Here is a 23,678-nt window from a genome sequence, read left to right on the forward strand (position 1 = left end):
CTTATTCCGGCACCGTACCGACAAGCGCATCAAAATCGATAGGACCATGCCGGTCCAGTCGGGCGGACACATCCGGCATGGTGTATTTCAGTCCGCTGCCGCAGTTGAACAGAACGGCATCAGCATCCTTCTCAAGCAGGCCGTCCGCAAGCGCTTTGCGGTATCCGGCGTAGGTCGCCGCCCCTTCGGGGCAGAGCAGAAAGCCCTCATCCCGGCCCGCATCCACACGGGCCGTTTCAATATCGGTCTCATCAACCGCGATCGCGGTACCGCCGGACTCCCTGACGGCCCGCAAGATCAGAAAATCGCCCACGGCGACGGGCACGCGGATGCCGGTCGGCGGTCCGGCGGAGCCCTCCCAGGGGGCGGCAAACTCATCCCCTTGCTCAAAGGCGCGCACGATGGGTGCGCAGGACGCGGCCTGGACGGCAAACATCTTTGGCATCCTGCCGGTCACCCAGCCCAGAGCCGCCAGCTCGGCAAAGGCTTTCCACATGCCGATCAGCCCGGTGCCGCCGCCTGTGGGATAGAATATGGCATCCGGCAACCGCCAGCCGAGCTGGGCGGCCAGTTCCAGTCCCATGGTTTTCTTGCCTTCCAGCCGGTAGGGCTCCTTCAGGGTGGACACATCGAACCAGCCGGTACGGGGCGCCCCGTCGCCGACAATCTTCCCGCAGTCATTGATCAGACCGTTGACACGCCAGACGCGCGCGCCCTGAAGGGCGGTCTCCCGGATATTGATGGCCGGGGTGTCGTCTGGACAGAAAACATAGGCCTCCAGCCCGGCACGGGCCGCATAAGCCGCCAGCGCCGCCCCGGCATTGCCGTTTGTGGGAATGGCCAGCCGCGTCAGCCCCAGTTCCCGCGCCATCGATACGGCCAGGGCCAGTCCGCGCGCCTTGAAACTGCCTGTCGGCAAACGGCCCTCATCCTTTATCAGCAGGCGTCCGGTACCGCCGGCCCGGCGCATCAGGCGCGGGCACGCCACAATCGGGGTGTCGATTTCGCCTAGGCGCGTAACATTGGCGTCCTCGCGCACCGGCAACAGGGCGCGCCATTTCCAGAAACCGTCGTCCCGGGACCACACGGCGTCCCTGTCCACATGCCGGCGGACCGCATCCAGATCGTATCGCGTCAACAACGGGCGCCCTTGGCGTGACAAGCCATGCACGCGCCCTGCCTCATAATCGGTCTCACCGTTCAGGCTGCATTCCAGATGCGTTACGAAATGGCCATCCGCCACGGTTTCCCCCCAATCATCACGAGTGCACAGCCAACGCCGGACACTGTTGAAATATCTTATGAAATAGGTGCGGCTGACACTGACGCATCCGCAGGTGACCTGCAAGGTCGCGCACTGATTTTTTACACAACCGTGACTGCAAAAGGCACCGTTGACCGGTTCGCGGATGACTCACGGACGATGGAGTGTGATAAATTCGCATCATGGATACGGCTGACATATGCCCCTTGTGCGGGCGCCCTTTCGGCGGGCGTGTTGAACAGCACCACCTGATTCCGCGCTCCAAGGGCGGACGCGAGACCGTCCCCCTGCATCCGATCTGCCACCGCAAGATTCACAGCCTGTTTTCCGAAACAGTTCTGGCACGCCAATTCAATTCGATCATATCCTTGCGTGCGCATCCGGAAATTGCCAGTTTTGTCAAATGGCTGCGCGGGAAGCCGCCGGACTTTCACCGGCGGACGGCACAGCCGGCGGCAAAGCGGCGCCGGCGGTGACATTTGGCGTTGTCCGGTTATCCTTTGGACACAACACGAGACGGGACAGGCATGCAGGACTCACCCATCAGCTACCAGGAATGGAGAGACGCCGGCACCGAATGGTCATGGGGGCGCCATACCGTCTTTTATCGCATGATCGACCGCAAGGACGACTCAGGGGTACAATCCACGGCCCCCCTTCTGCTTATCCACGGTTTTCCCACATGCAGCTGGGACTGGTCCTGGATGACGGACAGCCTGGCGGAGCATTTTCCCCTGATCGCACCGGATCTTCTGGATTACGGACAGAGCCGCAACCCGTCCGGCAAGGCCTGCAGCATCCATGATCAGGCGGATATGATCGAAGGACTTCTGGAACATCTCGGTCAGGCCCATGTCCATATTCTCGCGCATGATGTGGGGGATACGGTGGCCCAGGAACTGCTGGCCCGCCAGATAGAAAAACGCCTTCCGTTTCAGATATTAAGCTGTGTTTTCCTCAATGGCGGCCTGCTTCCGGACCTGCACCGGCCGCGCCCTGTGCAAAAGGCGCTGGCCGGCCCGTTTGGCTGGTTCATCGCCCATCTGGCCGATTCGCACAAAATGCTGGCCGGTTTCGCCGATGTTTTCAGCGAGGATCATCGCCCGAACGCCGAACAGCTTGAAGCCTTCTGGCCCACGATCATCGGCATGAATGGACGCGGTTCCTTTTCCAGGCGCATCCGCTACATGAAGGAGCGCCGCCGTTTTGCCCAGCGGTGGGTCGGCGCCCTGAAAGGCACGACCGCGCCCCTGATGCTGATCAACGGACTGGCGGACCCGGTGTCCGGTGCCCATGTGGCGGACGGTTTCCGGGTGCGCGTACCCGATGGGCGTATCGCACGTCTGGCCGGGATTGGCCACTATCCGCAGGTTGAAGCACCGGATGAGGTGCTCACGGCCTTTTACGGATTTCACAAAATCGGCCAGACCGTGCAGCCCCCTCCTGAAACCACGGCCAGCGCCCCCTCCGACATGACGGGCCCCGCCGGCAATGCGTCCCTGACCGCAGCCGATTAAAGGATCAAGACCATGTCCCGCATCGCTTATGTAAACGGGGCCTATGTGCCCCTGGCCGGTGCCGCCGTGGGCATCGAGGATCGCGGGTTCCAGTTTGCCGACGGCGTCTATGAGGGCATCGCCGTCCGCAAGGGCCGGCTGATCGACCTGGAGCCGCATCTGCAACGGCTTTGGCGGTCGATGGGGGAACTGGACATGGACGCCCCGATGGCGGTCGGCCCCATGCGTCTGGTGCTTTCCGAGGTTGTGCGGCAAAACCGGATCGCCGACGGGTTTTTGTATGTGCAGGTCACCCGGGGTGAGGCCCGGCGCGATCACGCCTTCCCCGCCTTCAGCCGGCCCAGCCTGATCGTGACCTGCCGGCGTTTTGATTATGACGCCGTTTTCACCCGCGCGGCGACCGGGGTCAAAGCGAAATCCGTACCCGACATACGGTGGGGCCGCTGCGATATCAAATCCATCTCGCTGCTGCCGAACGTTCTGGCGAAACAGGCCGCGCGCAGCGAAGGCGCGTTCGAGGCCGTGCTGATCGACACGGACGGCAACGTCACCGAAGGCAGCAGTACCAATGTATGGATGGTGGACGGCACAAACACCCTTATCACCCGCGCGACGTCGGACAATATCCTGCCCGGCATCACCCGTGCGGTTCTGGCCGATCTCGCCGCCGAACATCAGGTCAGGGTGGACACCCGTCCCTTCAGCCTGGAGGAAGCCTATCAGGCACGGGAACTGTTTCTGACCAGCACGACAAGCGGTGTCATGCCGATCGTCGCCCTGGACGGCCGCACGATCGCCTCCGGCAGGCCGGGCCCGCTGGCGGGGCGTTTGCTGGCCGCGTACAAAACCCACATGGACAGCTGCCCCTGAAAATAACTGAACGCCCTGCGCTCAGGTTTCCATATCCTTCAGGGGAGAGACCGTCTGCATGTCGGCCGGCACTTGGGACTTAAGCTCGACCACGCGGTGCGGATAGGGGAATTCTATGCCGTGCTCATGGAATTTGTCCCAGATCCGCAACATGACCGGGCTTTTGATATTGGCCACCCCGTTCTGCGGGTCCTCGATCCAGAAACGCAGTTCAAGATCCACACCGCTTTCCCCGAACCCCTTGAGAAGCGTGCGCGGCGCCGGGGACCCGACAATGCGGGGTTCTTCCCCTGCCGCTTCATTCATCAGGTCGACGGCCTTTTTCAGGTCTGAGGCATAGGATATCTGCACGGGGATCTTCAAGCGGACCAGACGGTCGCTGTGCGACCAGTTGATAACCGGCTGGGTGATCATGTCCTCATTGGGGATAAGATATTCGGTCCCGTCCCGTGTCACGACGGATGTGTACCGGGCGCCCAGCTTGTTGATGAAACCATAGGTGCCGCCGGTTTCGATCACATCGCCGGGTTTGATGGAACGGTCCATCAGCAGGATCAGTCCGGAAATGAAATTCCCCACCACTTTCTGCAAACCGAAACCGATCCCGACACCGAGGGCACCGCCAAAGACCGCAAGCGCCGTCAGGTCAATGCCCGTCGCATTGAGGCTGACCAGGACCGCGAGGGAGATAAGGACGATGCGCGATACCTTGGCCAGCAATTCCCGCGCATTCACCGGGACCGACTGCAAGCCGCGCACGCGCTTTTCAATCAGGGCGGCGCCGGCCAGGGCCAGCCACAGGAACAGGACGAACAGCACCAGCCCCTGCAAAACGTCGAGAGCGCTGACTTCGGCCTTGCCCACAGGCAAAACGGCCCTGTCCAGAACGTCGGCAAGCGGGCCAAGCAGACCGACAACATTCAATGCCGCGAATGTCCATGCCACACCGGCAATCAGCCGCGCCAGTTCCCGGTTGGCGATCAGTCCGGCCGCCAGACGGATCACGATCCATGCACTCAGAAGGGATGTGGCAATGGGCAGCAGAAACAGGGGGCCGACAACAGGATCCAGAATAAACCGCCCCGTCCAGATCAGGATGAGGGCGATCAGACCAATCATGATGGGATAGAGAAAACGCCGGTCCGCGCGGGCGACCCAGTCATAATCGCCAAAGGCCCGCATGATGCCCTTGTGCAGGGCAGTGGCGCACAAACGCGCCGCGAACAGGCCCGCCAGAATGACGGAGAGTTCGATCAGGCGGGCCGGTTCCAGCACATTCTGCTGCACCCACAGCCAGCCCTCCAGGGCCCAGGCCCGGACTTGCAGGATCATCTCATTCATCGGCGCCATCCATTGGTGAGCCGCCGCCACGGCGTCGGGCGAAAAAGGCTTTCAAAAGACCGGCGGCCGGGGCGTCCAGTATACCGCCGTAAATCTCCGGCCTGTGATGGGTCGTGTCCCTGTCGAAAATACGCGCGCCCACGGTGATCCCGCCGCCCTTCGGGTCGTCGGCCCCGAAATAAAGCCGCCGCATCCGGGCAAAGGCAATGGCCTGCGCGCACATCGCGCACGGCTCCAGCGTGACATAAAGGTCGCACCCAGTCAGACGTTCGGAGCCCAGCACGCGCGCCGCCTGCCGGATCGCGATCAGTTCGGCATGGGCCGTGGGGTCACGATCGGCAATCACCCGGTTATGGCCACGCGCCAGAAGCGCGCCGTCCGCATCGGTGATCACGGCACCGACGGGGACTTCGCCCATGTCGGCGGCGCGGCGGGCTTCCTCAAGAGCCATGCGCATGAAGGGAAAATCATCAATCATGGCAAAAGCCTGTTCCGAAGTGTCGGCGCCGTCAAGGCGCTTTGCCCCTTGATGCCGGCACGACGTTAAGGATAACAGAGTATCTGAACGATTGCGGCCAGGGGGCGCGCGCCCTATGGTGCACCGCATGTCAGACAACCCGCCAGAAATCGACACCGACACGCAAGCGAACGGGGACGAAAGCAACGACCGCATCGCCAAGGTCCTCGCCCGTGCCGGCGTCGGCTCCCGCCGGGAGATTGAGCGTATGATCGCCGACGGGCGCATCAGCCTGCATGGCCGAACGCTGGAAAGCCCCGCCATCAAAATCTCCGGTATCGACGGTATCCTTGTGGACGGCTCTCCTGTGGCCGCGCCTGAGCGCACCAAATTATGGCGGTTCCATAAACGGCGCGGCACCCTGACCACCGCGCGCGATCCGGAAGGGCGCCGCACGGTCTTTGGCGACCTGCCGGCGCATATGGGGCGTGTCGTGACCGTCGGCCGCCTTGACATGAATACCGAAGGCCTGCTGCTTTTGACCAATGACGGGGCGCTCGCCCGCTGGCTGGAACTACCGGACACGGGTCTTGTCCGACGATACCGGGTGCGGGTGCATGGCCGTGTCACTGACCAGCAGCTTGCCGGTCTGAAAGACGGGATCACCATTGACGGTACGCATTACGGCGCCATTGATGCCGCCCTTGAAACAGCGCAGAAACAGGGCGGTGCCAATGCCTGGCTGACCGTCGCCATCCGTGAGGGCAAAAACCGTGAGGTGCGCCGCGTCATGGAGCATCTGGGCCTGAGCGTCAACCGGCTGATTCGTGTGGATTACGGCCCCTTTTCCCTTGGTTCCCTGCCCGCAGGCGGAACGGCCCAGGTGCCGGAAAAACAGCTGCGGGCCTGTCTGCCGGATTTCTTCACCGATGCACCAAAAACCGCAGGCACCCCCGAAAAGACCCACACCCCGTCGCGATGGGCCAAGGCGAAAAAAAAGAACACCGTCCGTCCCGGTTATAAACGCACCCGGACCCGGACCACAGACGGGGACACTGGTCAGAACAGGGATACGGGTAGAGCGGCGCGTCGCCGCACCCGCCCGCGCGGGGATAAAAAATGACCCGGATCATCGCCGGCGCCTTGCGCGGCCGCCGGCTGACCGTGCCCAGGGGGTCCGATATTCGCCCCACGACGGACCGCATGCGGGAACGGCTGTTTTCCATGCTGCAGCATGACCGCTATCCCCCCCTGGCGGGCGCCGGGGTGGTGGATCTCTTCGCGGGCACCGGCGCACTGGGACTGGAAGCGCTGTCGCGCGGTGCGGCGTGGGTGACGTTCGTTGACAATGCCCCCGGTGCCCTTTCCTGTCTGAGAGAGAACATATCGGCCCTCAATGCGGGCGACCGCTGCAAGGTTCTGCGGACGGATGCCAGACATATCGGCACGACAGAGACGGCCGCCGACATTATTTTCATGGACCCGCCTTACCGACAGGGCCTGATTCCGCCAACCCTGTCCCGGCTCAGCGCAGGCGGCTGGCTGTATGACGGCAGTCTTGTCGTGGCGGAACTGGCATCGGACGAGGATATGACAGTACCGATGGGCTGGACGCTCCTTGACGACCGGTCGCAGGGTGCGCAGCGCATCATGTTCCTGAAGCCGGACGGAGACGGCGACTAGGCCCTAGCGTCGTCCGAACAGTTTTTCGATATCCGCCAGTTTCAGTTCCACATAGGTGGGGCGGCCATGGTTGCACTGGCCTGAATGCGGCGTTGCCTCCATTTCCCGCAGAAGGGCATTCATCTCCTCAACGCCCAGACGGCGCCCGGCCCGCACACTGCCATGACACGCCATGGTGCCGCAGACCTCGCCCAGCTTTTCCTTCAAACTCAGCGTTTCACCAAATTCGGTCAGTTCATCCGCCAGATCGCGCACCAGTCCGGCAACGTCGCAGTCGCCGAGAAGCGCGGGCACCTCGCGCACCACAACGGCCCCCTCGCCGAACGCCTCCAGGACAAGGCCAAGATCGGCCAGGTCATCGAGACGGTCCAGCAAACGCGCTGCGGCATCGCCGTCCAGGTCGACCACTTCCGGCATCAGAAGGGCCTGCCGCTTGACCCCCTCGGCGTCGAGGGCGGTTTTCATCCGTTCATAGACCAGGCGCTCATGGGCGGCATGCTGATCGACAATGACGATCCCGTCTGCCGTCTGCGCGATGATATATGTGGCATGCACCTGACCCCGTGCCGTCCCGAGCGGAAAGGCGTCCGGTTGCGGACCGCCCCCGGAGGCCTCTACCATCCCGGCATCGACGGCCGACGGCTGTCCGGACAGACCGGCCATATCGGGCGCGGACGGCGCCGCCAGCCCGGTGCCGGCCTCAAACCCATATTGCGTTCCTTCGCCGAGACCGGCGGCAGCATACGGACGTTCGGCTTCGAACAGACGGTTCACGGCCGCAGCCGACGGCAGGGGCTCTTTCGCCCGTGTCCAGGGCAAGGCCGGCCGTTCTTCCGTCCGGAACGCCCCGAGCGCAGCGCCTGCGACCGTCGTGGCGGCACGGTGCCCGGCCTCTGCCAGGGCATGCCGCAGGGCGGACACGATCAGTCCGCGCACAAGGCCGGCATCGCGGAATCTCACCTCGGCCTTGGCCGGATGCACATTGACATCGACGAAATCAGCCGGGACTTCCAGAAACAAAGCCAGCACCGGATGGCGGTCACGCGCCAGATAATCCTGATAGGCACCGCGTACGGCACCGGCCAGCAGGCGGTCCTTGACCGGACGGCCGTTGACGAAAAGATACTGATGCTGGGCATTGCCACGGCTGTATGTCGGCAGTCCGGCAAAACCCTCCAGACGCAGGCCTTCCCGCTCCGCCAGGATTTCAAGGGCGTTGTCCCGGAACTCCCGGCCCAGAATGGCGGCCAGGCGTTCCAGCCGGGCATTGCCGACCAGATTGGCGACCGGTTCGGCACGGAAAGTGACACGCCGGCCGTCGGACAGAGTGAACGCGGTATCCGGATGGGCCATCGCCAGGCGCCTCAGAACATCCGTCGCCTGAGCGTATTCGGTGCGCGCCGTCTTCATGAATTTCAGCCGGGCCGGTGTGGCGTAAAACAGATCCCGCACATCGATGCAGGTACCGGCCCCAAGGGCGGCGGGTGCCGGCGCGTCAACCTGTCCGCCCTCTACCCTGATGGACCAGGCCGCGTCGCTACCCTGTGCCCGTGAGGTCACATTCATCCGCGCCACCGCCCCGATGGAGGCCAAAGCCTCGCCGCGAAATCCCAGCGCTTCGATATGGACCAGATCACCGTTTTTCAGTTTCGATGTGGCATGTCTTTCAACAGCCAGGGGCAACTGCTCGCGGACCATGCCGCACCCGTCATCCGTCACCTGGATCAGTGTGCGGCCACCGTCTTCGAGAACCACATCGATACGGCCGGCACCGGCGTCGATACTGTTTTCGACCAGTTCCTTCACCGCGCTTGCCGGACGCTCGACCACCTCGCCGGCCGCGATGCGGTTGACGGTCCGTTCGTCCAGGCGGCGAATATCCGGCAGGGCAGCTATATTTGCGGTATGGGGCATGGCTGTCACGCTACCAGCCTTTGGCGGGACGCGGCAAGAACCACGGTCTGATTATCGGGCCGATTATCGGGGCAGGTATTTTCCGGCCGGCTGTCCCTGCCGGTCCATGCTGGTGGCGACACTCCGGACTTAATTGCCGCCCTGTTCAGAGCGCAGCCGTTCGATCAGAATATTATCGGGACGGAACTGGCGGTCATCCGCTTCCAGAAGATCGGACAGAAGCAGAGCCTTCTTCACCACCTCGAGTTCCTTTTGCGCCACATTCGACCGCACATCGGGTTCGGATGGGAACAAGCGCAGAAGCACGGCTGACTCGCCATCGGACGGCGGGGTCTGTCGCCGCAGCCTCTTGCCCGGGAAAAGCGCGTCATAAGCCTGCTGGCCGGGGTCGATTTCCTGCGCGCGGGGCTCACCCGGACGCGGCGGACGCAGCTCGGATTCCGGCGGAATGACCAGCGGCGCACGGTCCACCACCTCAAACTCGTCGGGCGACAGTTTTCCACCGCCGCCACAGGCCGCGAGGGCCCCGCTGACACACAGCAACAGCGCTGTCGTGAAAAGGGGACGGGTCCTGACTGTCATTTTTTTTCTCCCTCGGAACCGGGGCGGGGTCCGCCCATCGCCGTCCGATGCGGCCAGTGGTAGCATGCTCAATAAGTGGCAGCATGCTCAATAATCGGGGCCTTTTTTAGGGCCTGTATCGGAATCCTGCAAGCCGTCCGGGATATCTGTCGCCGTTTTGCCGCGGGACCGCAATCCGTCCAGCACAAGCAGTACAACACTGACGGTGATGGCACTGTCGGCCACGTTGAATACGTAAAAGGACCGGCCCAGTGCATGCAGATGAATGAAATCAACCACGGCACCATGTATGAAACGGTCGATCAAATTGCCGACAGCCCCACCCATAACCCCTGCAAGCGCGATGGCTTCCAAACGGCTGGCAGCGCGCATCAGCCAATGTCCGAGCCAGGCGACAATCGCCACCGTCAGCAGCACCAGCCCCCAGCGCCCGATCAGATTTTCAAGCGGCAGGCCAAGGGAAATGCCCCTGTTCCAGACCATGGTGAAGTTCAGAAAGGGCAGGACGGCCACACTGCCCTTTTCCGGCAGGTGCAAAATCGCCAGCACCCACCATTTGCTGATCTGGTCCAGGACCAGAACCAGCACGGCACATCCCAATCCAAGGCGCGTATGAGACCCTATGGATACCATCAGGCCCGGCCGGCTCACGCGGCCTTGTCATCATGGGCGGCAACCGCATCGGCACAGCGCCGGCATAATGCGCCATGCTCGGCCACTTCGGGCAGAACCACCCAGCAGCGCTGACATTTTTCACCGGCGGCAACAGAGGACACCACCCCGATATCATCGGTGCCTTCCTTACGAAACGCCGTGTCGCCTGGTGCGCCCACGGCAATATCCGCCTGCGAGGTGATGAAGATTTCCGCCGGGTCAAGACCGTCGAAAGCCTGCATATCCGCCGCGTCCGTCACACTGACACTGACCGATGCCTGCAGGCTGGAGCCGATCACCTTATCCCGCCGCATCACCTCAAGCGCCGATGTCACCACGCCCCGGACGCGCCGGATGCGCCGCCATTTCCCGGCCAGGGCCTCATCCCGCCAGCTTTCCGGCGTTTCGGGCCACAGATTCAGATGGACGCTGTCCGCCCCTTCACCGTGGCGGGCGAGCCAGGCTTCCTCGGCCGTAAAGGACAGAATGGGGGCAAACCAGCTGATCAGCCGGGTAAAAATGGCATCCAGCACGGTGCGCGCCGCCCTGCGGCGCAGGGCGTCCGGTCTGTCGCAATACAGTGCGTCCTTGCGGATATCGAAGTAAAAGGCGCTCAGATCGACGATACAGAACTGATACAAGGCATGGAAAATGGGATTATAATCGTAAACGGACGCTTTTTCCCGGACAAGCGCGTCCATTTCCGCCAGGCGGTGCAGAATATAACGCTCCAGTTCCGGCATTTCGGCGGGCGTCACCCTTTCCGCATCGGTAAATCCATCCAGGCTGCCCAGCATATAGCGGATGGTGTTGCGGATTTTACGGTAGGCATCGACCTGGCCCTGAATGATCTGGTCACCGATACGGACATCTTCATGATAGTCCGTCGCCACCACCCAAAGACGCAGGATATCGGCGCCATACTGTTCGACGATTTTCTGCGGCGCCACCACATTGCCGAGAGATTTGGACATCTTGCGGCCATCGCCGTCCTGAACGAAACCATGGGTCAGCACCCCTTTATAAGGGGCGGCGCCACGGGTGCCGCAGGCTTCAAGCAGACTGGATTGGAACCAGCCGCGATGCTGATCGGACCCTTCCAGATAAAGATCGGCCGGCCATGCCAGGTCGTCGCGCTGCTCCAGAACAAAGCTGTGCGTCGATCCGCTGTCGAACCAGACATCGAGAATATCGAAGACCTGCTCATAATCGTCGGCGGCGTGGGCATTGCCCAGGAAATCGGACGCGGGCGTGGCCACCCAGGCATCGGCCCCGCCCCGCCTGACCGCTTCGATGATGCGGGCATTGACCGCGTCATCCTGCAGGATATCACCGGTCTTTTTATGCACGAACAGCGTGATCGGCACCCCCCAGGCCCGCTGACGCGAGATCACCCAGTCAGGCCGGTCGGCAACCATGGCGTCAATCCGGTTGCGACTGCCCGCCGGGAACCAGTCCACCTCTTCCCGGATCGCCTTGAGCGCCCGCGCCCGCAGTCCGGTTTTCTCCATGGAGATGAACCACTGGGCAGTGTTGCGGAAAATCAGCGGCGCCTTGGAACGCCAGCTGTGGGGATAGGAATGGGTCAGGGTGCCCCGCGCCACCAGGGCCTGAACGTCCGTCAGCAGGCCGCATATATGGTCGGCAACCTTGTAGACATGATGTCCCGCCACCAGCGGCACATGATCATAATAGCGGCCGTCCTCGGCCACGGTGAAGGGAACCTCGATGCCGAACTGGCGGTGCGCCACTTCAAAATCATCCTCGCCGTGCCCGGGCGCCGTATGGACAAAGCCGGTGCCGGCTTCAACCGTCACATGGCTGCCCGGCAAAAGCGGCACGTCAAAGTCATACCCGCCATCCGCACCGTCATAACCGGCCCAGGGATGCGCGCATACAGCGTCCTTGAAAGCCGTCCCCGGCAGGCGCGACAGCACCGTATGGGCCACAATGTCGGCACGCCCGGCAAAGGATTCCAGCAAATCCTCGGCCACGACCATGCGCGCACCCTTAACCGCGAGGCCACCGTCAGCGACCTCATCGACACGGACAACCACATATGTCAGGTCCGGGCCGTAGCAGATCGCCCGGTTGCCCGGGATGGTCCACGGGGTCGTGGTCCAGATGACAATGCTGGCACCGTCCAGCAGCGGCTCAGCGGCCTCGGTGACCCTGAAGGCCACATCGATCTGGGTCGATGTATGGTCATGATATTCGACCTCGGCCTCCGCGAGGGCGGTTTTTTCAACCGGTGACCACATCACCGGTTTTGAGCCGCGATACAGCGCCCCCTGCCCGGCGAACTTCAGAAGCTCGCCGACAATCTGCGCCTCGGCATCATAGGCCATGGTGGTGTAGGGGTTGTTCCAGTCGCCGAAGATACCGAGACGGGCAAACTGTTCCTTCTGCCGCTCGATCCATTCCGCCGCGAACTGACGGCATTCCCGGCGAAACTCGACAGGGTCCACATCGTCCTTGTTTTTCTTCTTCTTGCGATACTTTTCCTCGATCTTCCATTCGATCGGCAGACCGTGGCAGTCCCAGCCGGGCACATAAGGCGCATCCCGGCCCATCATCTGCTGGGACTTGACGATCACATCCTTGAGGATCTTGTTCATGGCGTGGCCGATATGGATGTCGCCATTGGCATAAGGCGGTCCGTCATGCAGGATGAATTTCTGCCGGCCCGCCGCCACCTCGCGCAGCCGGGTGTACAAATCCTGCTCGTTCCAGCGACGCAGGAAATCCGGTTCGCGCTTGGGTAGTCCCGCGCGCATGGGAAAATCGGTTTTGGGGAGGAAAACGGTGTCCCGGTAATCCCGGGCGGCACCGGAAGTGTCGGTCGGTTTGCCAGCCATCGCTCGGCGTGCTCCTTAAGGCACAGACATGTCAGAAAATCGGATTAAACAAAAGCACCATCCCGGTCGCTCACAGGAACGCCGGGCCGGTAATTCGTATAATTGCGGCACTGCCATAAGGCACAGACCGCGTTGTGGGCTGGAAACGCTGTTTCATACCGCCCTTCTAGCAATGCCGTTATACGCTGTCGAGCCCCAAGGAATACCGGCGGATAGGGCACGGCGAAAACGGCGACGGCCTTGTAGCGGGTCAGTCCGCGTCACAGATTCACACACAAGCCCCGTCAGGACAGCCAGAACTTGGTCCACACCTTGACAGGGATCAGGCCGTCATCGGCGCTGCGCCGTTCGACGGCCCTTTTTTGCGGTTTGGACGTCCGCCGGCAGGGGCCGTTATAGCTGCTGTTCTGGACAAAGGGCCTCAGATTGGTGAGTACGGCATTGATATGATTGACCAGTGCCTGCCCGGTCAGGGGAAGGGCGACGATCTTGTTGACCCCGGCATTGCGCGCGGCCAGGACGGACTCCCGCTGCGGATCGCTCAAGGCGAAAATGATCGGCGCGACCGAACTCGGCCCCGTCGTCAGGCGGACGAAACGGGCGAAATCCAGTCCGCCCAGTTCGGGAAAATTGTCTTCGATGAAAAAGAAGGTGTAGCGGTGCTGTTCCATCGCGTTGACCGCTGCGATATTGTCGCCGACGATGGCGATCTTTTGGGGACGTTTCTGCCACAGGGCCGCTTTCAGGCCTTGACCCATCTGCAGGTTGCGGCAGGCCAGCAGAAAGCTTAATTCACCGATCTCGACCATGGACTCGAATCTCAACCCCTCATCGAACATAGCATATATCCTTTATGACACCCCGCCTGGGCACGCTACAGATTTCTCTGCAGGCGGCATGCCAAACAGGGCATGCGTGCGATATTTTTGCCGGGGGTTTTCCCCAAATATGCCTGAGGTTTCGATGCGCGTCTCTGAACGGCGCGTTTTGTCAGAACGGTTTGCTACCGCCTTCAAGATATGCGTCAAGACGGGGTCTGCGCAACTGTTCCCGTGCGTTGACGGGTGCGGCAAGCCGGTCACGCGCGGCGGTGCAGTCGGCTGCGATCTGGGTTTTCAAGGCCTCGAGGCCGTCGAATTTCCGCTCGGACCGCAGGAAATCGACAAACTCGACACGCAAATGCGTTTCATAAAGATCGCCCTGAAAGTCAAACAGGTGCACTTCCAGAAGGGGATCGACCTTGTCGAATGTGGGACGCATGCCAAGATTGGCCACACCGTCACAAACCCTGCCGCCGTCATCCTCCATGACGACACGCACCGCATACACACCGAAACGGGGAATAACCGTATCGCCCAGGGCAATATTTGCCGTCGGGAAACCGATGGTACGCCCACGCCGGTCACCGCGGATCACGCGCCCCGACAGACCCCACCAATGGCCAAGAAGGTCGGCGGCGATACGGGCCTGACCGTTTTGCAGGGCACGGCGCACCAGGCTGGAGGAATAGGATTCCCGCTCATACGGTGCCACGGCAATGCGGACGGGGTCGATCACGCTGAGGCCGAACCCTTCCATTTCCCCCATCCAGCCGAGCACATCAACACCGCCGCCCCGTCCTTTGCCGAAACGATAGTCATAGCCGACACAGACATGCAGGACATTCAATCCATCCACCAGGACATCCAAAACAAAATCCTGCGCGGCCATACCGGCCAGCTCCGCATCAAATGGCAGCACCACCAGCTGGTCGACACCGAAGGTCTCCAACAGGCTGGCCCGTTCACGGAAGGGTGTCAGCCGGAAGGGCGGCAGATCCGGTTTGAAAAACCGCACCGGATGCGGTTCCGTCACCACAACCGTCAAAGGTACCCCCATGTCACGGGCGATCCGGCCGGTTTCGCCGATCACCACCTGATGACCGCGATGAAAACCGTCAAAATTCCCCAGGGCGGCGACGGTGCCGCCGGGTGCTGCGGTCAGTTCGGAAATATGTCGAAAAATACGCATTCCGGAATGGCTGGCGCCTGTCCTGTTTTTGAAAATTCTGCCGTATCAGGGGGCGCTCATACACCATCACAGCGACCACGACCAGCCTTCATAAGCTGCATTCAGACCCGTTTAAACCGCGCGAATACGCATTTTGAAAAGGGGACACCCCCTTAAGACCGGTGAAGCGATTGCAAGAACAGCCCGTTTAGGTTAACCAATTTTTTATTGAGGCCAGCTACGGTCCATGGCGCTGCCACACAGGCGGGTTTCTGTCGGTTGCCGTGCAGTCTTCACTATTGTCAAAGCGGATATCGAGGAAAGTATTATGGCCGTTGATATGGGTTTGCCGATCCTGATCGTCGACGACTACAAAACAATGCTGCGAATTGTCAGAAACCTCCTGAAACAACTCGGTTTCGACAATGTCGACGAGGCGACAGATGGCGCGCAAGCCCTGCAAAAGGCCCGCGCCAAGCAATATGGCCTGATTATTTCGGACTGGAATATGGAGCCGATGACAGGCTATGAACTTCTGAAAGAAGTACGCGCCGACAATCAGCTCAAGGATACGCCATTCATCATGGTGACCGCCGAATCAAAAACAGACAATGTCATCGCCGCCAAGAAAGCCGGCGTAAACAACTACATTGTGAAACCTTTCAATGCTGCGACATTGAAACAAAAGCTGGTGGCTGTTCTTGGAGAGTTTTGATGCTCTCTGATGATCTCACACATGAGATAGAGCGTTTGGTCGATCATCTTCGACGCAAGCGTACGTCCAGCATGTCCCTGCTGGACGTTGCGGCTGTCACGGAAGTGCTGATCGGTACGATGCAGGCCTATTTCCGGTCCATAGATACGTCCATCTACCGGGAGTGCCGGGCGCTCAGCGAATATATTTCCAATGCCCGCAAGGAAATCGCCTCGTTGCAGCCCAGCGATCTTGAGAATGCGCGCATACCACGCGCGGGCATGGAACTGGACGCCATCGTCCAGCAAACGGAAGAAGCCACCAACACCATCATGGAGGCCGCCGAGGAAATCATGGCGCTCGACCCGAGCGACATGGAAACCTATCAGGCCACCACGCAAGACGCGGTCATGCGTATTTTCGAGGCCTGTTCCTTTCAGGACATTACCGGACAACGCATTTCCAAGGTCGTCAGCACCCTGACGCATATTGAAGTGCGTGTGCTTGAACTGCGTGATCTCATGGGCGTGACAGAGGACGACATCCGCGATGCCCAGCAACCGGAAATCGTCGAGGATGAAAACAAATCCCTGCTGTCCGGTCCCGCGCTGAAGGGCGAAGGCATCGACCAGATGGCCGTTGATGCCCTGATGACAGAGGCCGGCGCCGCACCGGAAAAAGCCGCCCCAGTAGCACAAGACACAGCACAAGAAACGCCGGAGCCGAAAGCAGCACCGCCGGCCGAGATCAATGCCGATCCGGCACCGGCGGAAGCCTCCAAAAAGGCGGCAGCCCCGAAACCCGCACCGCCCCCGCAACCGGAAGCACCCAAGCCGGTCGATCCCGCCAAACTGGACGCCATGTTCGAGGAAGATTTCGACCCGCTTTCCGACACGCCCAAAAAAGAGGATGCTGACACCCCTGCGGACGAACCGGAAGGCGAGGCCGCAAAAGCGGAAGAAGCCAAACCCGCAAAGGACAAGAAAGCGGAGAGCGCGCCTCCGGCAAAAGACGCTGACCTGCCATCCGGCGAAGAGGTCAGCCAGGACGATATCGACGCCCTGTTCGGCTGACCCCCATCATTTCTTTCCACTTCCCGGTAAAGATGTGCCTGACCCTGCCTTCAGCCTGAGGGCCCTCAGGACGCGCCGGCGACGGAGCCCTGACCGGACCGCGTCTCTTTTTCCTGACCTGACGTGTCCGGATTCGCGGCTTTCGCCTGAATGTCCGGCTTTTTTGTCAGATCCCACATTTGCTTGAAGTAACTGGAGAAATTGGTCCGGCGGTAGATATCGTCTTCGTCGGTTGCCGCCATCAGGCGGTCATGGGCCGTTTCCAGGGCGTGGTAGGGGATGCTTGGAAACAGATGGTGCAGGGCGTGAAACCGCAATCCAACGGGCGCCACGATCAATCCGATCCATTTCGGCCCGACATAGTTGAGAGAATCGAGCAATTGCTCGTCCACCGTCATCGGCGCCAGGTCCAGATTGATGTACCGGTGCGCGGCCAGTGTGCGGATGGCGTTGAAAATCAGCCCCACCATGATCACCCCGACCAGTTTCACCAGAACCAGCGGCGCCAGAACACCCTGATAAATCAGGATCGAAAAAATAACGGTGACCGCAAGCACATAGGCTTCCATGCCGATCAGCAGTTTCTTGTTGGCACGATTACGCCGGTCATAGTGCCAGTTGATCACGAGGGACGACAGCCGCCGCTCCAGATAGTCCGTCCCCTTTGCCGACAACAGGCGCACGGGCAGACCGATCAGCATGCGGATATACAGGATAACCGGCGTCACAAAGGCGTGGTGCAGGATGAACCAGATAATCCCCAGAGCGGAACTGCCGGCCAGCGGCGCATACTCAGGATCGTTGTCCGTGGCATACTGTTTGGGCAGATGATGCTCAAGATGGGGTTCATACAGGATGGACGGCAACAGAAAGGGAATACCGACAAGGATATTCCAGCCATATATGAAGCTTCTGAATTTCACCCTGGGCAGGTGCACCACTTCATGCATGTAAATGGCGCAACGATACGCCATCAGCGCCGCCAGAAAGAACCCGGCCACCTGTAGGGACAGGGACGGCGCAAAGAAAAGTGCGGCCAGGCCGCCCAGAAACGCCGCATAAGCGATGAGGAATTCGCGCCAGAAAATGCCCAGATCCGGTTCGAAACAGTCCTTGATCAGAGCGCGGTAATCGCTTCGTTTTAAACTGGTCACTGTGCTTGACCTCTTCAAAAACCTGGTGTCAGACCCCTGCCCCACATTTGCAGCGCGGTTGTTTGCCGCCGAAATGGGGCCGTTTCATGACACTCATTCATAAACGATCCGCGCCAGGGGATCGAACCCAATTCAACGCGACAGATCGTCCCTGCCCATGACATGCAGTTTCAAGCCACATATTGATGCAAATCAGAATTCCGGCGGCATCCGGACACGCCAAAAGGCCGTTTTCCGGGCAGGCCGCCCCTAAGCATCTACCATGACAGACCTGGCAGAATGGCCTGCGGCACAGGGACGCAGGCGCCGAAAAGCGCGCAAAAACGGTCCAGCGGCACCTGCGGCATGCCGCCTTCCAGCAACGGCATCAGATCGCGGCCATGGATACCGGCCGCCACAAGGGCCCCTTCAACGCCGGCCGCAGCAGCTGCCGGCAGGTCGGTCTGAAGGCTGTCCCCGATCAGGAGAACCCGGTCCGCCGGCACGGTGGGCAGGCTGGCTTCCGCCATGCACGCGCTGACCGCCGATTTCAGCGGCTTGCCAAACCATTCAACCGGCCCGCCCATTTCGGCATACAGATCGGCGACGGCACCGGCACAGGGATACAAGGTCTCTCCGTGTCCGACAATCCGGTCCGGATTGGCGCACAGCAGCGGAACCCCCCGTTCCGCCGCACCCCGCAGATACGCCCTGTGGGCGTCCACGCCGTCCACCTCGAGATGCGTCGCCAGGATCACCTCGGCCTCATGCAGGCTGTCCACTTCCCGGACCGGCAGCCCGTCAATGGTTGCCCTGTCCTGCGCGGGCCCCAGATGATACAGGCGGGCATCGCGGTAGGCCGCACGCGCACGGTCCCGCGCAAGACCGCCCGATGTGACGATCCGATCCGTCAGCGCCGGGTCAAGGCCCATTTTCTCCAGCATGGCCCGCACCTCAAAACGGGGGCGTGGTGCGTTGGTCAGAAAAACCGTGCGGACGCCGGCGTCGCGGGTTTTTTGAATGGCATGGACGGCATTTTCGCTCAGATGCCGGCCATCATGCATCACCCCCCAAAGGTCACAGACGACAAGATCGAAACGTTCCACCTGACCGGCAATGCCCGTCCAGACCGGAATGGCACCGCCGCGCGGCGGTAGCGGCGTTCCGGTATCGACCGGTGAAGAGGACACCGTGGACAGAGACGCGGTTGCGGACCTTCGGGAACTCTCGGACAAGGGAACACTCCTGCCGTCGGGAAACGGACTTTCAGGGCTAAAGCGAGCGATTCAATTCCGTCGCCTGGGACGGTTCGCCGAAGATATAGCCCTGTCCGTATTCAAGGCCAAGGTCCAGAACCTGCAAAATCTCCCCCTCGGTCTCGATATGCGTGGCGATCAGACGGATGCCCCGCAGACGCAGGTCCGCCATGACCTCTTTCAGATTGCCCGGCTTCAGTTCGCGGGTCAGCGTTTTCACGTCCGCCTTCATGTAAGCGATGCCGTCCTTGGCCATGGCGGCAAAATCGGCATCAAAATCCCTGGCGTGATCGAGCGAAAAGCGGAACCCGCGCCGCCGCAGCTGTTCCAGGTTGGTGCGGATCGTATCGTCCAGCATGATCCAGTCATCCTCAGTGATTTCAAAGACCAGTCGGCTGGAAAATTCGTAATTGCTCGTCATGAAATCGATCAATTGGCTGAGAAATTCGCCGTCCTCCATGCAGGCCCGTGACAGATTGCAGAAAAAACGGATATCGGGCCGGCGCGGCCCAAGACGGCGGACAAGCTGTATGAGGCGAAACAGCAAAAGATTGTCCAGCGTCCCGACAAGGCCGCGATCCTCGGCCAGCGGCATGAACTGACTGGGCAGTACGACACCGCCGTCCTCATCCCGGACCCGGGAATAGCATTCATAATGAACGGTGCGGCGCGACGGCAGGGCGACAATGGGCTGGATATAAAGGTCGACGCGATTTTCCGACAAGGCATCGCGGAACAGGTCCAGAAGCTTGCCCCTGTTTTTGACGTCAATGACAGGCGCCGGCTGTGTTTCACGCGCGGACGGGGGCTGCGGCTTGCGGTCCTCCTCCTCGGGCGCGGCGTCCTGGGCAGCGCTCTCGCCGGACACCGAGGCCCCGGCGGGCGATTTGGCCGCAGGTGCCTTTTCCCCGGCTTTTTGCTGGGACGCCGGCTTTGCCGCCTTGTCTTTCGCGGTGGAAACCGGTTTCTGCGGCGCTTTTCCGGCTTTGTCGTCCGATGGGTCCGGCATTGCTTTCAAATCAAAATGCGCCTGCCGGTGAATGACCTGTTCCAGAAGGGTTTTCAGAAGGCTCAGTTCGGAAATGACCTTATCGGATTTTTGCGGCTGCCCGGCCTGGGCCTTGACCGTGCCGCTCAGGGTTTCCGTCTCTTTCAGAAGATGGGCGATCTTCTGCTCCAATTTCGCCACATGCCGGGCCTGCTCCGTGCTGCGCCGGGCAAGTGTCAGGGTCATTGTGGTCTGCCATGCGGCAAAAAACACCAGAATCCCGAAAACGGTGGCCGTATCCTGGTCGACACCGGCCATGCGCGGCGGCAATACCGCTGCGAAAACCCCCAGCAGCGCATAGATCAGAAACAGAAAAAACTGCGTCAAGGCGCGCATCGACCTCCCCTTCAGGAGCCTTTTGTCTGTTTGGCCTTCGACAGGCATGTTGTCAAAAAACGCAACACTGCGAAAGCCCTATATCCGCCACAGATTCATGCGATTTTCGACATGTCATGGATGTATGGCTGTATGGCCAAAACCGGATGTACAAAGTTTTGTCATGGTTTTGCACCATGGTTTTAGGCACCATGGGTGCGACATACCGGGTTTTGACAGTCTTTCGCACGTTGGTATCAGGGAGAATAGCATGACGCGCATCATCACCGTTCTTGTCGCGCTTTTCGTCGTCGCCCTTGTGGTGGTTTACTTCCAATTGAACAACCTGATCAAGACAGGCGCCGAAACGGCGGGACCGGATCTGTTGCAGGTCGATGTGGGGGTCGAGGCCGTCGATCTTTCGCTTTTCTCCGGCGAGGCCACTGTCAGGGGACTGAGCATCGGCCAGCCCGACGGCTTCGGCGAGGGGCCGATGGCGTCGCTGGGACAACTGGATATGAAGGTCAGGCCCGCCACCCTTCTGAGCAACCACATCATCATAGATCATATCGTCATCGATGCGCTGCTGCTGGATGCCCGGCTGAAAAGCGGCGCCAGCAACTTTCAGGCCCTGCAGGAAAACATCGCCAAAATGCTGCCGGCGGAGCCGGCCGCCGCGCCCAGCGAAACGGTGCTGACCATCCACCGGATGGAAGTGAGCAGCCCTCGGGTCAAGCTGGACAATGAGGGCATGATCGATGTGAACGAGGACATCACCCTTGCCGGCTTCACCCTGACCGATCTGGGAACCGATGAACAGGGTCTGGCCCCAGGCGAAATCGCCCGCCACGTCATGGATGTGCTGGAGCCGCAGATCGCCAAGGCGATGATAGAGGCCGGCATGAAAAACCAGTTGAAGGACCTGGGCAAGGATCTGGGAAAATCGCTGGATGAGGACACCCGCCAGAAACTGGAAAAGGGGATTGGCGGCGTTATCGGCCTGCTCAAGAAAAAGGACAAAGCGGACGACGGCGGCAACCGCTGAAACCGGCCATCGGCGCGCGGCATCCGACAGCCGCGCCGATGGCCGGTGACTGACCAGTCAGTCACCGGCCGGCTCTTGCAATCGTTACGGCAGTCGGCATTATGCGTTGCGACATATGCGCAAGGGAGCCTAAGCACCGCCCCCATTTGCCCACACCACACCTCCAGAGAGGAAAAAAACATCATGACACTCGACGAACTGACCACCGAAATCCGTAATCGCGTGGGGGCCCATTCACCGCTGAGCGCCATCGTCAAGTTTGACTTCGGTGATGACGGCGTCATCCGTATTGACGGCAAGGCGTCGCCGACCGTCGTGGACAACGCCGACAGCGACGCCGACTGCACGGTCAAGGTTTCCAAAAGCGATTTCGGCGAAATCGCCTCCGGCAGCCTGAACGCACAAATGGCCTTCATGACCGGCAAACTGCGCGTTGAAGGCGATATGAGCCTGGCCATGCAATTGGGCAGCATTCTCGGCTGATCCCCCGAAGACCCAGGCACCAGACCCAGGCACCCGCCGCGGTCCCGCGGGACTGCGGCGGACCGACAGGCCGGTCCGGTTATGAGCCATTGGTCTGCAACCGTTACCCTAAGAACCGCCCATAGCCGCCCATAACGACTGAGCCCGTTTCATGCTGGACAAATTCCGGACCTACGCAATCGGTTTGAGCGCGATCGTTTTCATCGCCGGCATCGCTTTTTACGCTTATGTCAGCATGGGTGGCGGCGGCGGCCTTTTTGGGGAGCGCGGCGCCGCGCTCACCGATGTGGACTTCGCAACGCTGGACTATACCGGCGATGACCCCGCCTATCTTCTGTGTCCCGCTGATCTGTGCGGCACTGCGGTTCCGGATGCCGATGCACCGGTTTTCAATGTCCCGGCGCAAACCCTGCGACGGGCCGTGGCCGATTTCACGGACAATATGCCCACCATCAACACGTTGCGGTTCGATCTTGCGCGCAATCAGTTCGACTTCACCGAGCGCCTGCCCGGACAGTCTTTTCCCGCGGCCATCACCGTTCGCATTCTGGAAGGGGGACGGATCGCAAGCGGCTTGCCCCGGTCGCGCCTGGTCATATACAGCCGCCAGCCGGTCGGACAAAGCAGCAAGCAGGATCACCGCGACAGGGTTGAACGCTGGCTGCGCCTGATCGAAGCCCGCCTGACAGGATAAACACGGTTTTGCACAGGGTCCCGGCCTGCCGGCCTGGCATTTTACGGCGGGTTTCGCACCGCCCCACCGCGATCAACTGACCGCGCGCTCCGTCCCGGCCAGTGCCGGCTGCGGGCTAAAACGGGCCAGGGCCGCGAGACTGCGGGCATCCCGGCTGCCCTTAAGATAAGCCGCGTGCGCCTGGTCGAGACGTGAGGGGGCCGGATTGTGCCGGGCCACGATGATTTCCCGGGTCTGTACCTCCGCCAACAGAAAGAGCACGCTGCCGGCCAGGCTGACGGGATTGGTAAAGCCCGCCACGGGACGGTGCGGACCGCCGGCGACCGGGGCCTGCATGCCGATCCGCTGCCTGCCGTCCGTGTCCGTGAGGGGCGCGTCGCCCACGATATCCGATATATTTGCACTGGAAGGTCCGGATGTGCCGGCACCGCCGGTCACGTCGCCGCCGTCATGACGCGGCGCAAGTTCGGCGGCGAAAAGCGTGCCACGCTCTATCAAAGCCGGCCCGCCCTCCCGGTCCGCGACGCCGCGCCGTCTTCCTTCGTCCGCACGGGACTGTGAAGGAGGGGACGGCGCCCTCGGGGCAAAAGCCGCCTCCGCCATACCGCCTGCACCCTGTTTTTAATGCACCCAGGCGGAATCTTAAGGCAACAGGGCCGCAGGGGCCATGCAAAAGCATGTTCCGGCGCCCGATTTATACATAGTGCGACTGGAAATCGACCGCTGGCCTGTGCTATCGCTCGCCGCAGACATCAAACCGGATGTCCAAACCAACGGCGCGATACGGTTTGGCACCGGATGACACGAG

The 23,678-nt window shown here is 61.2% G+C and carries 23 protein-coding genes; 10 read left to right on the top strand and 13 right to left on the bottom strand.

All coding sequences use genetic code 11. The features are described 5' to 3' along the window. Position 1 precedes the first annotated feature (1 nt). Positions 2–1,243 (bottom strand): threonine synthase, encoded by a 1,242-nt coding sequence (locus tag BXY39_RS14730; protein WP_121939662.1) that lies wholly within the window; start codon positions 1,241–1,243, stop codon positions 2–4. Positions 1,244–1,446: 203 nt separating this feature from the next. On the opposite strand from BXY39_RS14730, the gene BXY39_RS14735 reads away from it, so the two are divergent. The 3 genes from BXY39_RS14735 to BXY39_RS14745 are packed head-to-tail and all read left to right on the top strand — an operon-like array spanning position 1,447 to position 3,651. Continuing rightward, on the top strand, positions 1,447–1,740 hold the full coding sequence (locus tag BXY39_RS14735; protein ID WP_121939663.1) for an HNH endonuclease signature motif containing protein: 294 nt from the start codon (positions 1,447–1,449) through the stop codon (positions 1,738–1,740). Positions 1,741–1,791: 51 nt separating this feature from the next. Next, on the top strand, positions 1,792–2,781 hold the full coding sequence (locus tag BXY39_RS14740; RefSeq protein WP_121939664.1) for an alpha/beta fold hydrolase: 990 nt from the start codon (positions 1,792–1,794) through the stop codon (positions 2,779–2,781). A gap of 12 nt (positions 2,782–2,793) precedes the next feature. Next, positions 2,794–3,651: a D-amino-acid transaminase gene (locus BXY39_RS14745; protein WP_121939665.1), complete on the top strand. Its 858-nt coding sequence runs from the start codon at positions 2,794–2,796 to the stop codon at positions 3,649–3,651. 21 nt (positions 3,652–3,672) lie between these two features. On the opposite strand, the gene BXY39_RS14750 is transcribed toward BXY39_RS14745, so the two are convergent. Further along, positions 3,673–4,992 carry a mechanosensitive ion channel family protein gene (locus BXY39_RS14750; RefSeq protein ID WP_170163867.1) on the bottom strand — a complete coding sequence of 440 codons (1,320 nt, stop codon included), beginning with the start codon at positions 4,990–4,992 and terminating at the stop codon, positions 3,673–3,675. Beyond that, complete coding sequence (locus BXY39_RS14755) at positions 4,985–5,470, bottom strand: nucleoside deaminase (RefSeq protein ID WP_121939667.1); 486 nt, start codon at positions 5,468–5,470, stop codon at positions 4,985–4,987. Before BXY39_RS14755 ends, BXY39_RS14750 begins: the two co-directional genes overlap by 8 nt. A 127-nt stretch (positions 5,471–5,597) precedes the next feature. Between BXY39_RS14755 and BXY39_RS14760 the strand changes: the two genes are divergently transcribed. Further along, positions 5,598–6,572, top strand: coding sequence for a pseudouridine synthase (locus tag BXY39_RS14760; protein ID WP_211332273.1), 975 nt, complete (start codon positions 5,598–5,600; stop codon positions 6,570–6,572). Continuing rightward, the gene (gene rsmD / locus BXY39_RS14765) at positions 6,569–7,132 is read left to right on the top strand and encodes a 16S rRNA (guanine(966)-N(2))-methyltransferase RsmD (RefSeq protein ID WP_121939669.1); all 564 of its coding nucleotides are present in this window, start codon (positions 6,569–6,571) and stop codon (positions 7,130–7,132) included. The genes BXY39_RS14760 and rsmD overlap by 4 nt, the downstream gene beginning before the upstream one ends. Positions 7,133–7,135: 3 nt before the next feature. Here the strand turns inward: rsmD and mutL are convergent, their stop codons facing one another. From mutL to BXY39_RS14795, 6 genes are all read right to left on the bottom strand, one after another. Continuing rightward, on the bottom strand, positions 7,136–9,046 hold the full coding sequence (gene mutL, locus BXY39_RS14770) for a DNA mismatch repair endonuclease MutL (RefSeq protein ID WP_121939670.1): 1,911 nt from the start codon (positions 9,044–9,046) through the stop codon (positions 7,136–7,138). Positions 9,047–9,175: 129 nt separating this feature from the next. Beyond that, positions 9,176–9,628, bottom strand: coding sequence for a DUF3035 domain-containing protein (locus tag BXY39_RS14775; protein WP_170163868.1), 453 nt, complete (start codon positions 9,626–9,628; stop codon positions 9,176–9,178). An 87-nt stretch (positions 9,629–9,715) separates the two neighbouring features. Further along, a complete protein-coding gene (gene lspA, locus BXY39_RS14780) occupies positions 9,716–10,261 on the bottom strand; it encodes a signal peptidase II (RefSeq protein WP_121939921.1) in 546 nt (181 codons plus the stop codon). 14 nt (positions 10,262–10,275) lie between these two features. Then, the gene (gene ileS / locus BXY39_RS14785; protein WP_121939672.1) at positions 10,276–13,140 is read right to left on the bottom strand and encodes an isoleucine--tRNA ligase; all 2,865 of its coding nucleotides are present in this window, start codon (positions 13,138–13,140) and stop codon (positions 10,276–10,278) included. Between the two features lie 284 nt (positions 13,141–13,424). Then, positions 13,425–13,979 (bottom strand): response regulator, encoded by a 555-nt coding sequence (locus BXY39_RS14790; protein ID WP_121939673.1) that lies wholly within the window; start codon positions 13,977–13,979, stop codon positions 13,425–13,427. Between the two features lie 151 nt (positions 13,980–14,130). Then, a complete protein-coding gene (locus tag BXY39_RS14795; RefSeq protein WP_121939674.1) occupies positions 14,131–15,150 on the bottom strand; it encodes a bifunctional riboflavin kinase/FAD synthetase in 1,020 nt (339 codons plus the stop codon). Positions 15,151–15,457: 307 nt separating this feature from the next. On the opposite strand from BXY39_RS14795, the gene BXY39_RS14800 reads away from it, so the two are divergent. Further along, positions 15,458–15,844 (top strand): response regulator, encoded by a 387-nt coding sequence (locus tag BXY39_RS14800; protein ID WP_121939675.1) that lies wholly within the window; start codon positions 15,458–15,460, stop codon positions 15,842–15,844. Further along, positions 15,844–16,896, top strand: coding sequence for a protein phosphatase CheZ (locus BXY39_RS14805; RefSeq protein ID WP_121939676.1), 1,053 nt, complete (start codon positions 15,844–15,846; stop codon positions 16,894–16,896). The genes BXY39_RS14800 and BXY39_RS14805 overlap by 1 nt, the downstream gene beginning before the upstream one ends. A 65-nt stretch (positions 16,897–16,961) precedes the next feature. Here the strand turns inward: BXY39_RS14805 and BXY39_RS14810 are convergent, their stop codons facing one another. The 3 genes from BXY39_RS14810 to BXY39_RS14820 form a co-directional block, all read right to left on the bottom strand. After that, on the bottom strand, positions 16,962–18,050 hold the full coding sequence (locus BXY39_RS14810) for a fatty acid desaturase family protein (protein ID WP_121939677.1): 1,089 nt from the start codon (positions 18,048–18,050) through the stop codon (positions 16,962–16,964). Between the two features lie 257 nt (positions 18,051–18,307). Further along, positions 18,308–19,264, bottom strand: coding sequence for a TIGR01459 family HAD-type hydrolase (locus tag BXY39_RS14815; protein ID WP_121939678.1), 957 nt, complete (start codon positions 19,262–19,264; stop codon positions 18,308–18,310). Between the two features lie 37 nt (positions 19,265–19,301). Further along, a complete protein-coding gene (locus BXY39_RS14820; protein ID WP_121939679.1) occupies positions 19,302–20,669 on the bottom strand; it encodes an EAL domain-containing protein in 1,368 nt (455 codons plus the stop codon). Positions 20,670–20,919: 250 nt separating this feature from the next. On the opposite strand from BXY39_RS14820, the gene BXY39_RS14825 reads away from it, so the two are divergent. The 3 genes from BXY39_RS14825 (at position 20,920) to BXY39_RS14835 (ending at position 22,870) form a co-directional block, all read left to right on the top strand. Beyond that, positions 20,920–21,693: a DUF748 domain-containing protein gene (locus BXY39_RS14825; protein WP_121939680.1), complete on the top strand. Its 774-nt coding sequence runs from the start codon at positions 20,920–20,922 to the stop codon at positions 21,691–21,693. Positions 21,694–21,876: 183 nt separating this feature from the next. Further along, the gene (locus BXY39_RS14830) at positions 21,877–22,176 is read left to right on the top strand and encodes an SCP2 sterol-binding domain-containing protein (protein ID WP_121939681.1); all 300 of its coding nucleotides are present in this window, start codon (positions 21,877–21,879) and stop codon (positions 22,174–22,176) included. Positions 22,177–22,327: 151 nt separating this feature from the next. Next, positions 22,328–22,870: a hypothetical protein gene (locus BXY39_RS14835; RefSeq protein WP_121939682.1), complete on the top strand. Its 543-nt coding sequence runs from the start codon at positions 22,328–22,330 to the stop codon at positions 22,868–22,870. A gap of 72 nt (positions 22,871–22,942) precedes the next feature. On the opposite strand, the gene BXY39_RS14840 is transcribed toward BXY39_RS14835, so the two are convergent. Then, positions 22,943–23,473, bottom strand: a complete 531-nt coding sequence (locus BXY39_RS14840) for a hypothetical protein (protein ID WP_121939683.1) — start codon at positions 23,471–23,473, stop codon at positions 22,943–22,945. Positions 23,474–23,678: the final 205 nt, after the last annotated feature.

Origin of the sequence: Eilatimonas milleporae (genome assembly GCF_003688555.1) — a bacterium.
Lineage (GTDB): Bacteria > Pseudomonadota > Alphaproteobacteria > Sphingomonadales > Kordiimonadaceae > Eilatimonas > Eilatimonas milleporae.

Coding starts and splice junctions, on each gene's coding strand:
- BXY39_RS14795 (WP_121939674.1), bottom strand. CDS start 15,150: ATGCGTATTTTTCGACATATTTCCGAACTGACCGCAGCACCCGGCGGC.
- BXY39_RS14825 (WP_121939680.1), top strand. CDS start 20,920: ATGACGCGCATCATCACCGTTCTTGTCGCGCTTTTCGTCGTCGCCCTT.
- mutL (WP_121939670.1), bottom strand. CDS start 9,046: ATGCCCCATACCGCAAATATAGCTGCCCTGCCGGATATTCGCCGCCTG.
- BXY39_RS14840 (WP_121939683.1), bottom strand. CDS start 23,473: ATGGCGGAGGCGGCTTTTGCCCCGAGGGCGCCGTCCCCTCCTTCACAG.
- BXY39_RS14805 (WP_121939676.1), top strand. CDS start 15,844: ATGCTCTCTGATGATCTCACACATGAGATAGAGCGTTTGGTCGATCAT.
- BXY39_RS14740 (WP_121939664.1), top strand. CDS start 1,792: ATGCAGGACTCACCCATCAGCTACCAGGAATGGAGAGACGCCGGCACC.
- rsmD (WP_121939669.1), top strand. CDS start 6,569: ATGACCCGGATCATCGCCGGCGCCTTGCGCGGCCGCCGGCTGACCGTG.
- BXY39_RS14760 (WP_211332273.1), top strand. CDS start 5,598: ATGTCAGACAACCCGCCAGAAATCGACACCGACACGCAAGCGAACGGG.
- BXY39_RS14800 (WP_121939675.1), top strand. CDS start 15,458: ATGGCCGTTGATATGGGTTTGCCGATCCTGATCGTCGACGACTACAAA.
- BXY39_RS14750 (WP_170163867.1), bottom strand. CDS start 4,992: ATGAATGAGATGATCCTGCAAGTCCGGGCCTGGGCCCTGGAGGGCTGG.
- BXY39_RS14790 (WP_121939673.1), bottom strand. CDS start 13,979: ATGTTCGATGAGGGGTTGAGATTCGAGTCCATGGTCGAGATCGGTGAA.
- BXY39_RS14775 (WP_170163868.1), bottom strand. CDS start 9,628: ATGACAGTCAGGACCCGTCCCCTTTTCACGACAGCGCTGTTGCTGTGT.
- ileS (WP_121939672.1), bottom strand. CDS start 13,140: ATGGCTGGCAAACCGACCGACACTTCCGGTGCCGCCCGGGATTACCGG.
- BXY39_RS14745 (WP_121939665.1), top strand. CDS start 2,794: ATGTCCCGCATCGCTTATGTAAACGGGGCCTATGTGCCCCTGGCCGGT.
- BXY39_RS14755 (WP_121939667.1), bottom strand. CDS start 5,470: ATGATTGATGATTTTCCCTTCATGCGCATGGCTCTTGAGGAAGCCCGC.
- BXY39_RS14820 (WP_121939679.1), bottom strand. CDS start 20,669: ATGCGCGCCTTGACGCAGTTTTTTCTGTTTCTGATCTATGCGCTGCTG.
- lspA (WP_121939921.1), bottom strand. CDS start 10,261: ATGGTATCCATAGGGTCTCATACGCGCCTTGGATTGGGATGTGCCGTG.
- BXY39_RS14830 (WP_121939681.1), top strand. CDS start 21,877: ATGACACTCGACGAACTGACCACCGAAATCCGTAATCGCGTGGGGGCC.
- BXY39_RS14735 (WP_121939663.1), top strand. CDS start 1,447: ATGGATACGGCTGACATATGCCCCTTGTGCGGGCGCCCTTTCGGCGGG.
- BXY39_RS14835 (WP_121939682.1), top strand. CDS start 22,328: ATGCTGGACAAATTCCGGACCTACGCAATCGGTTTGAGCGCGATCGTT.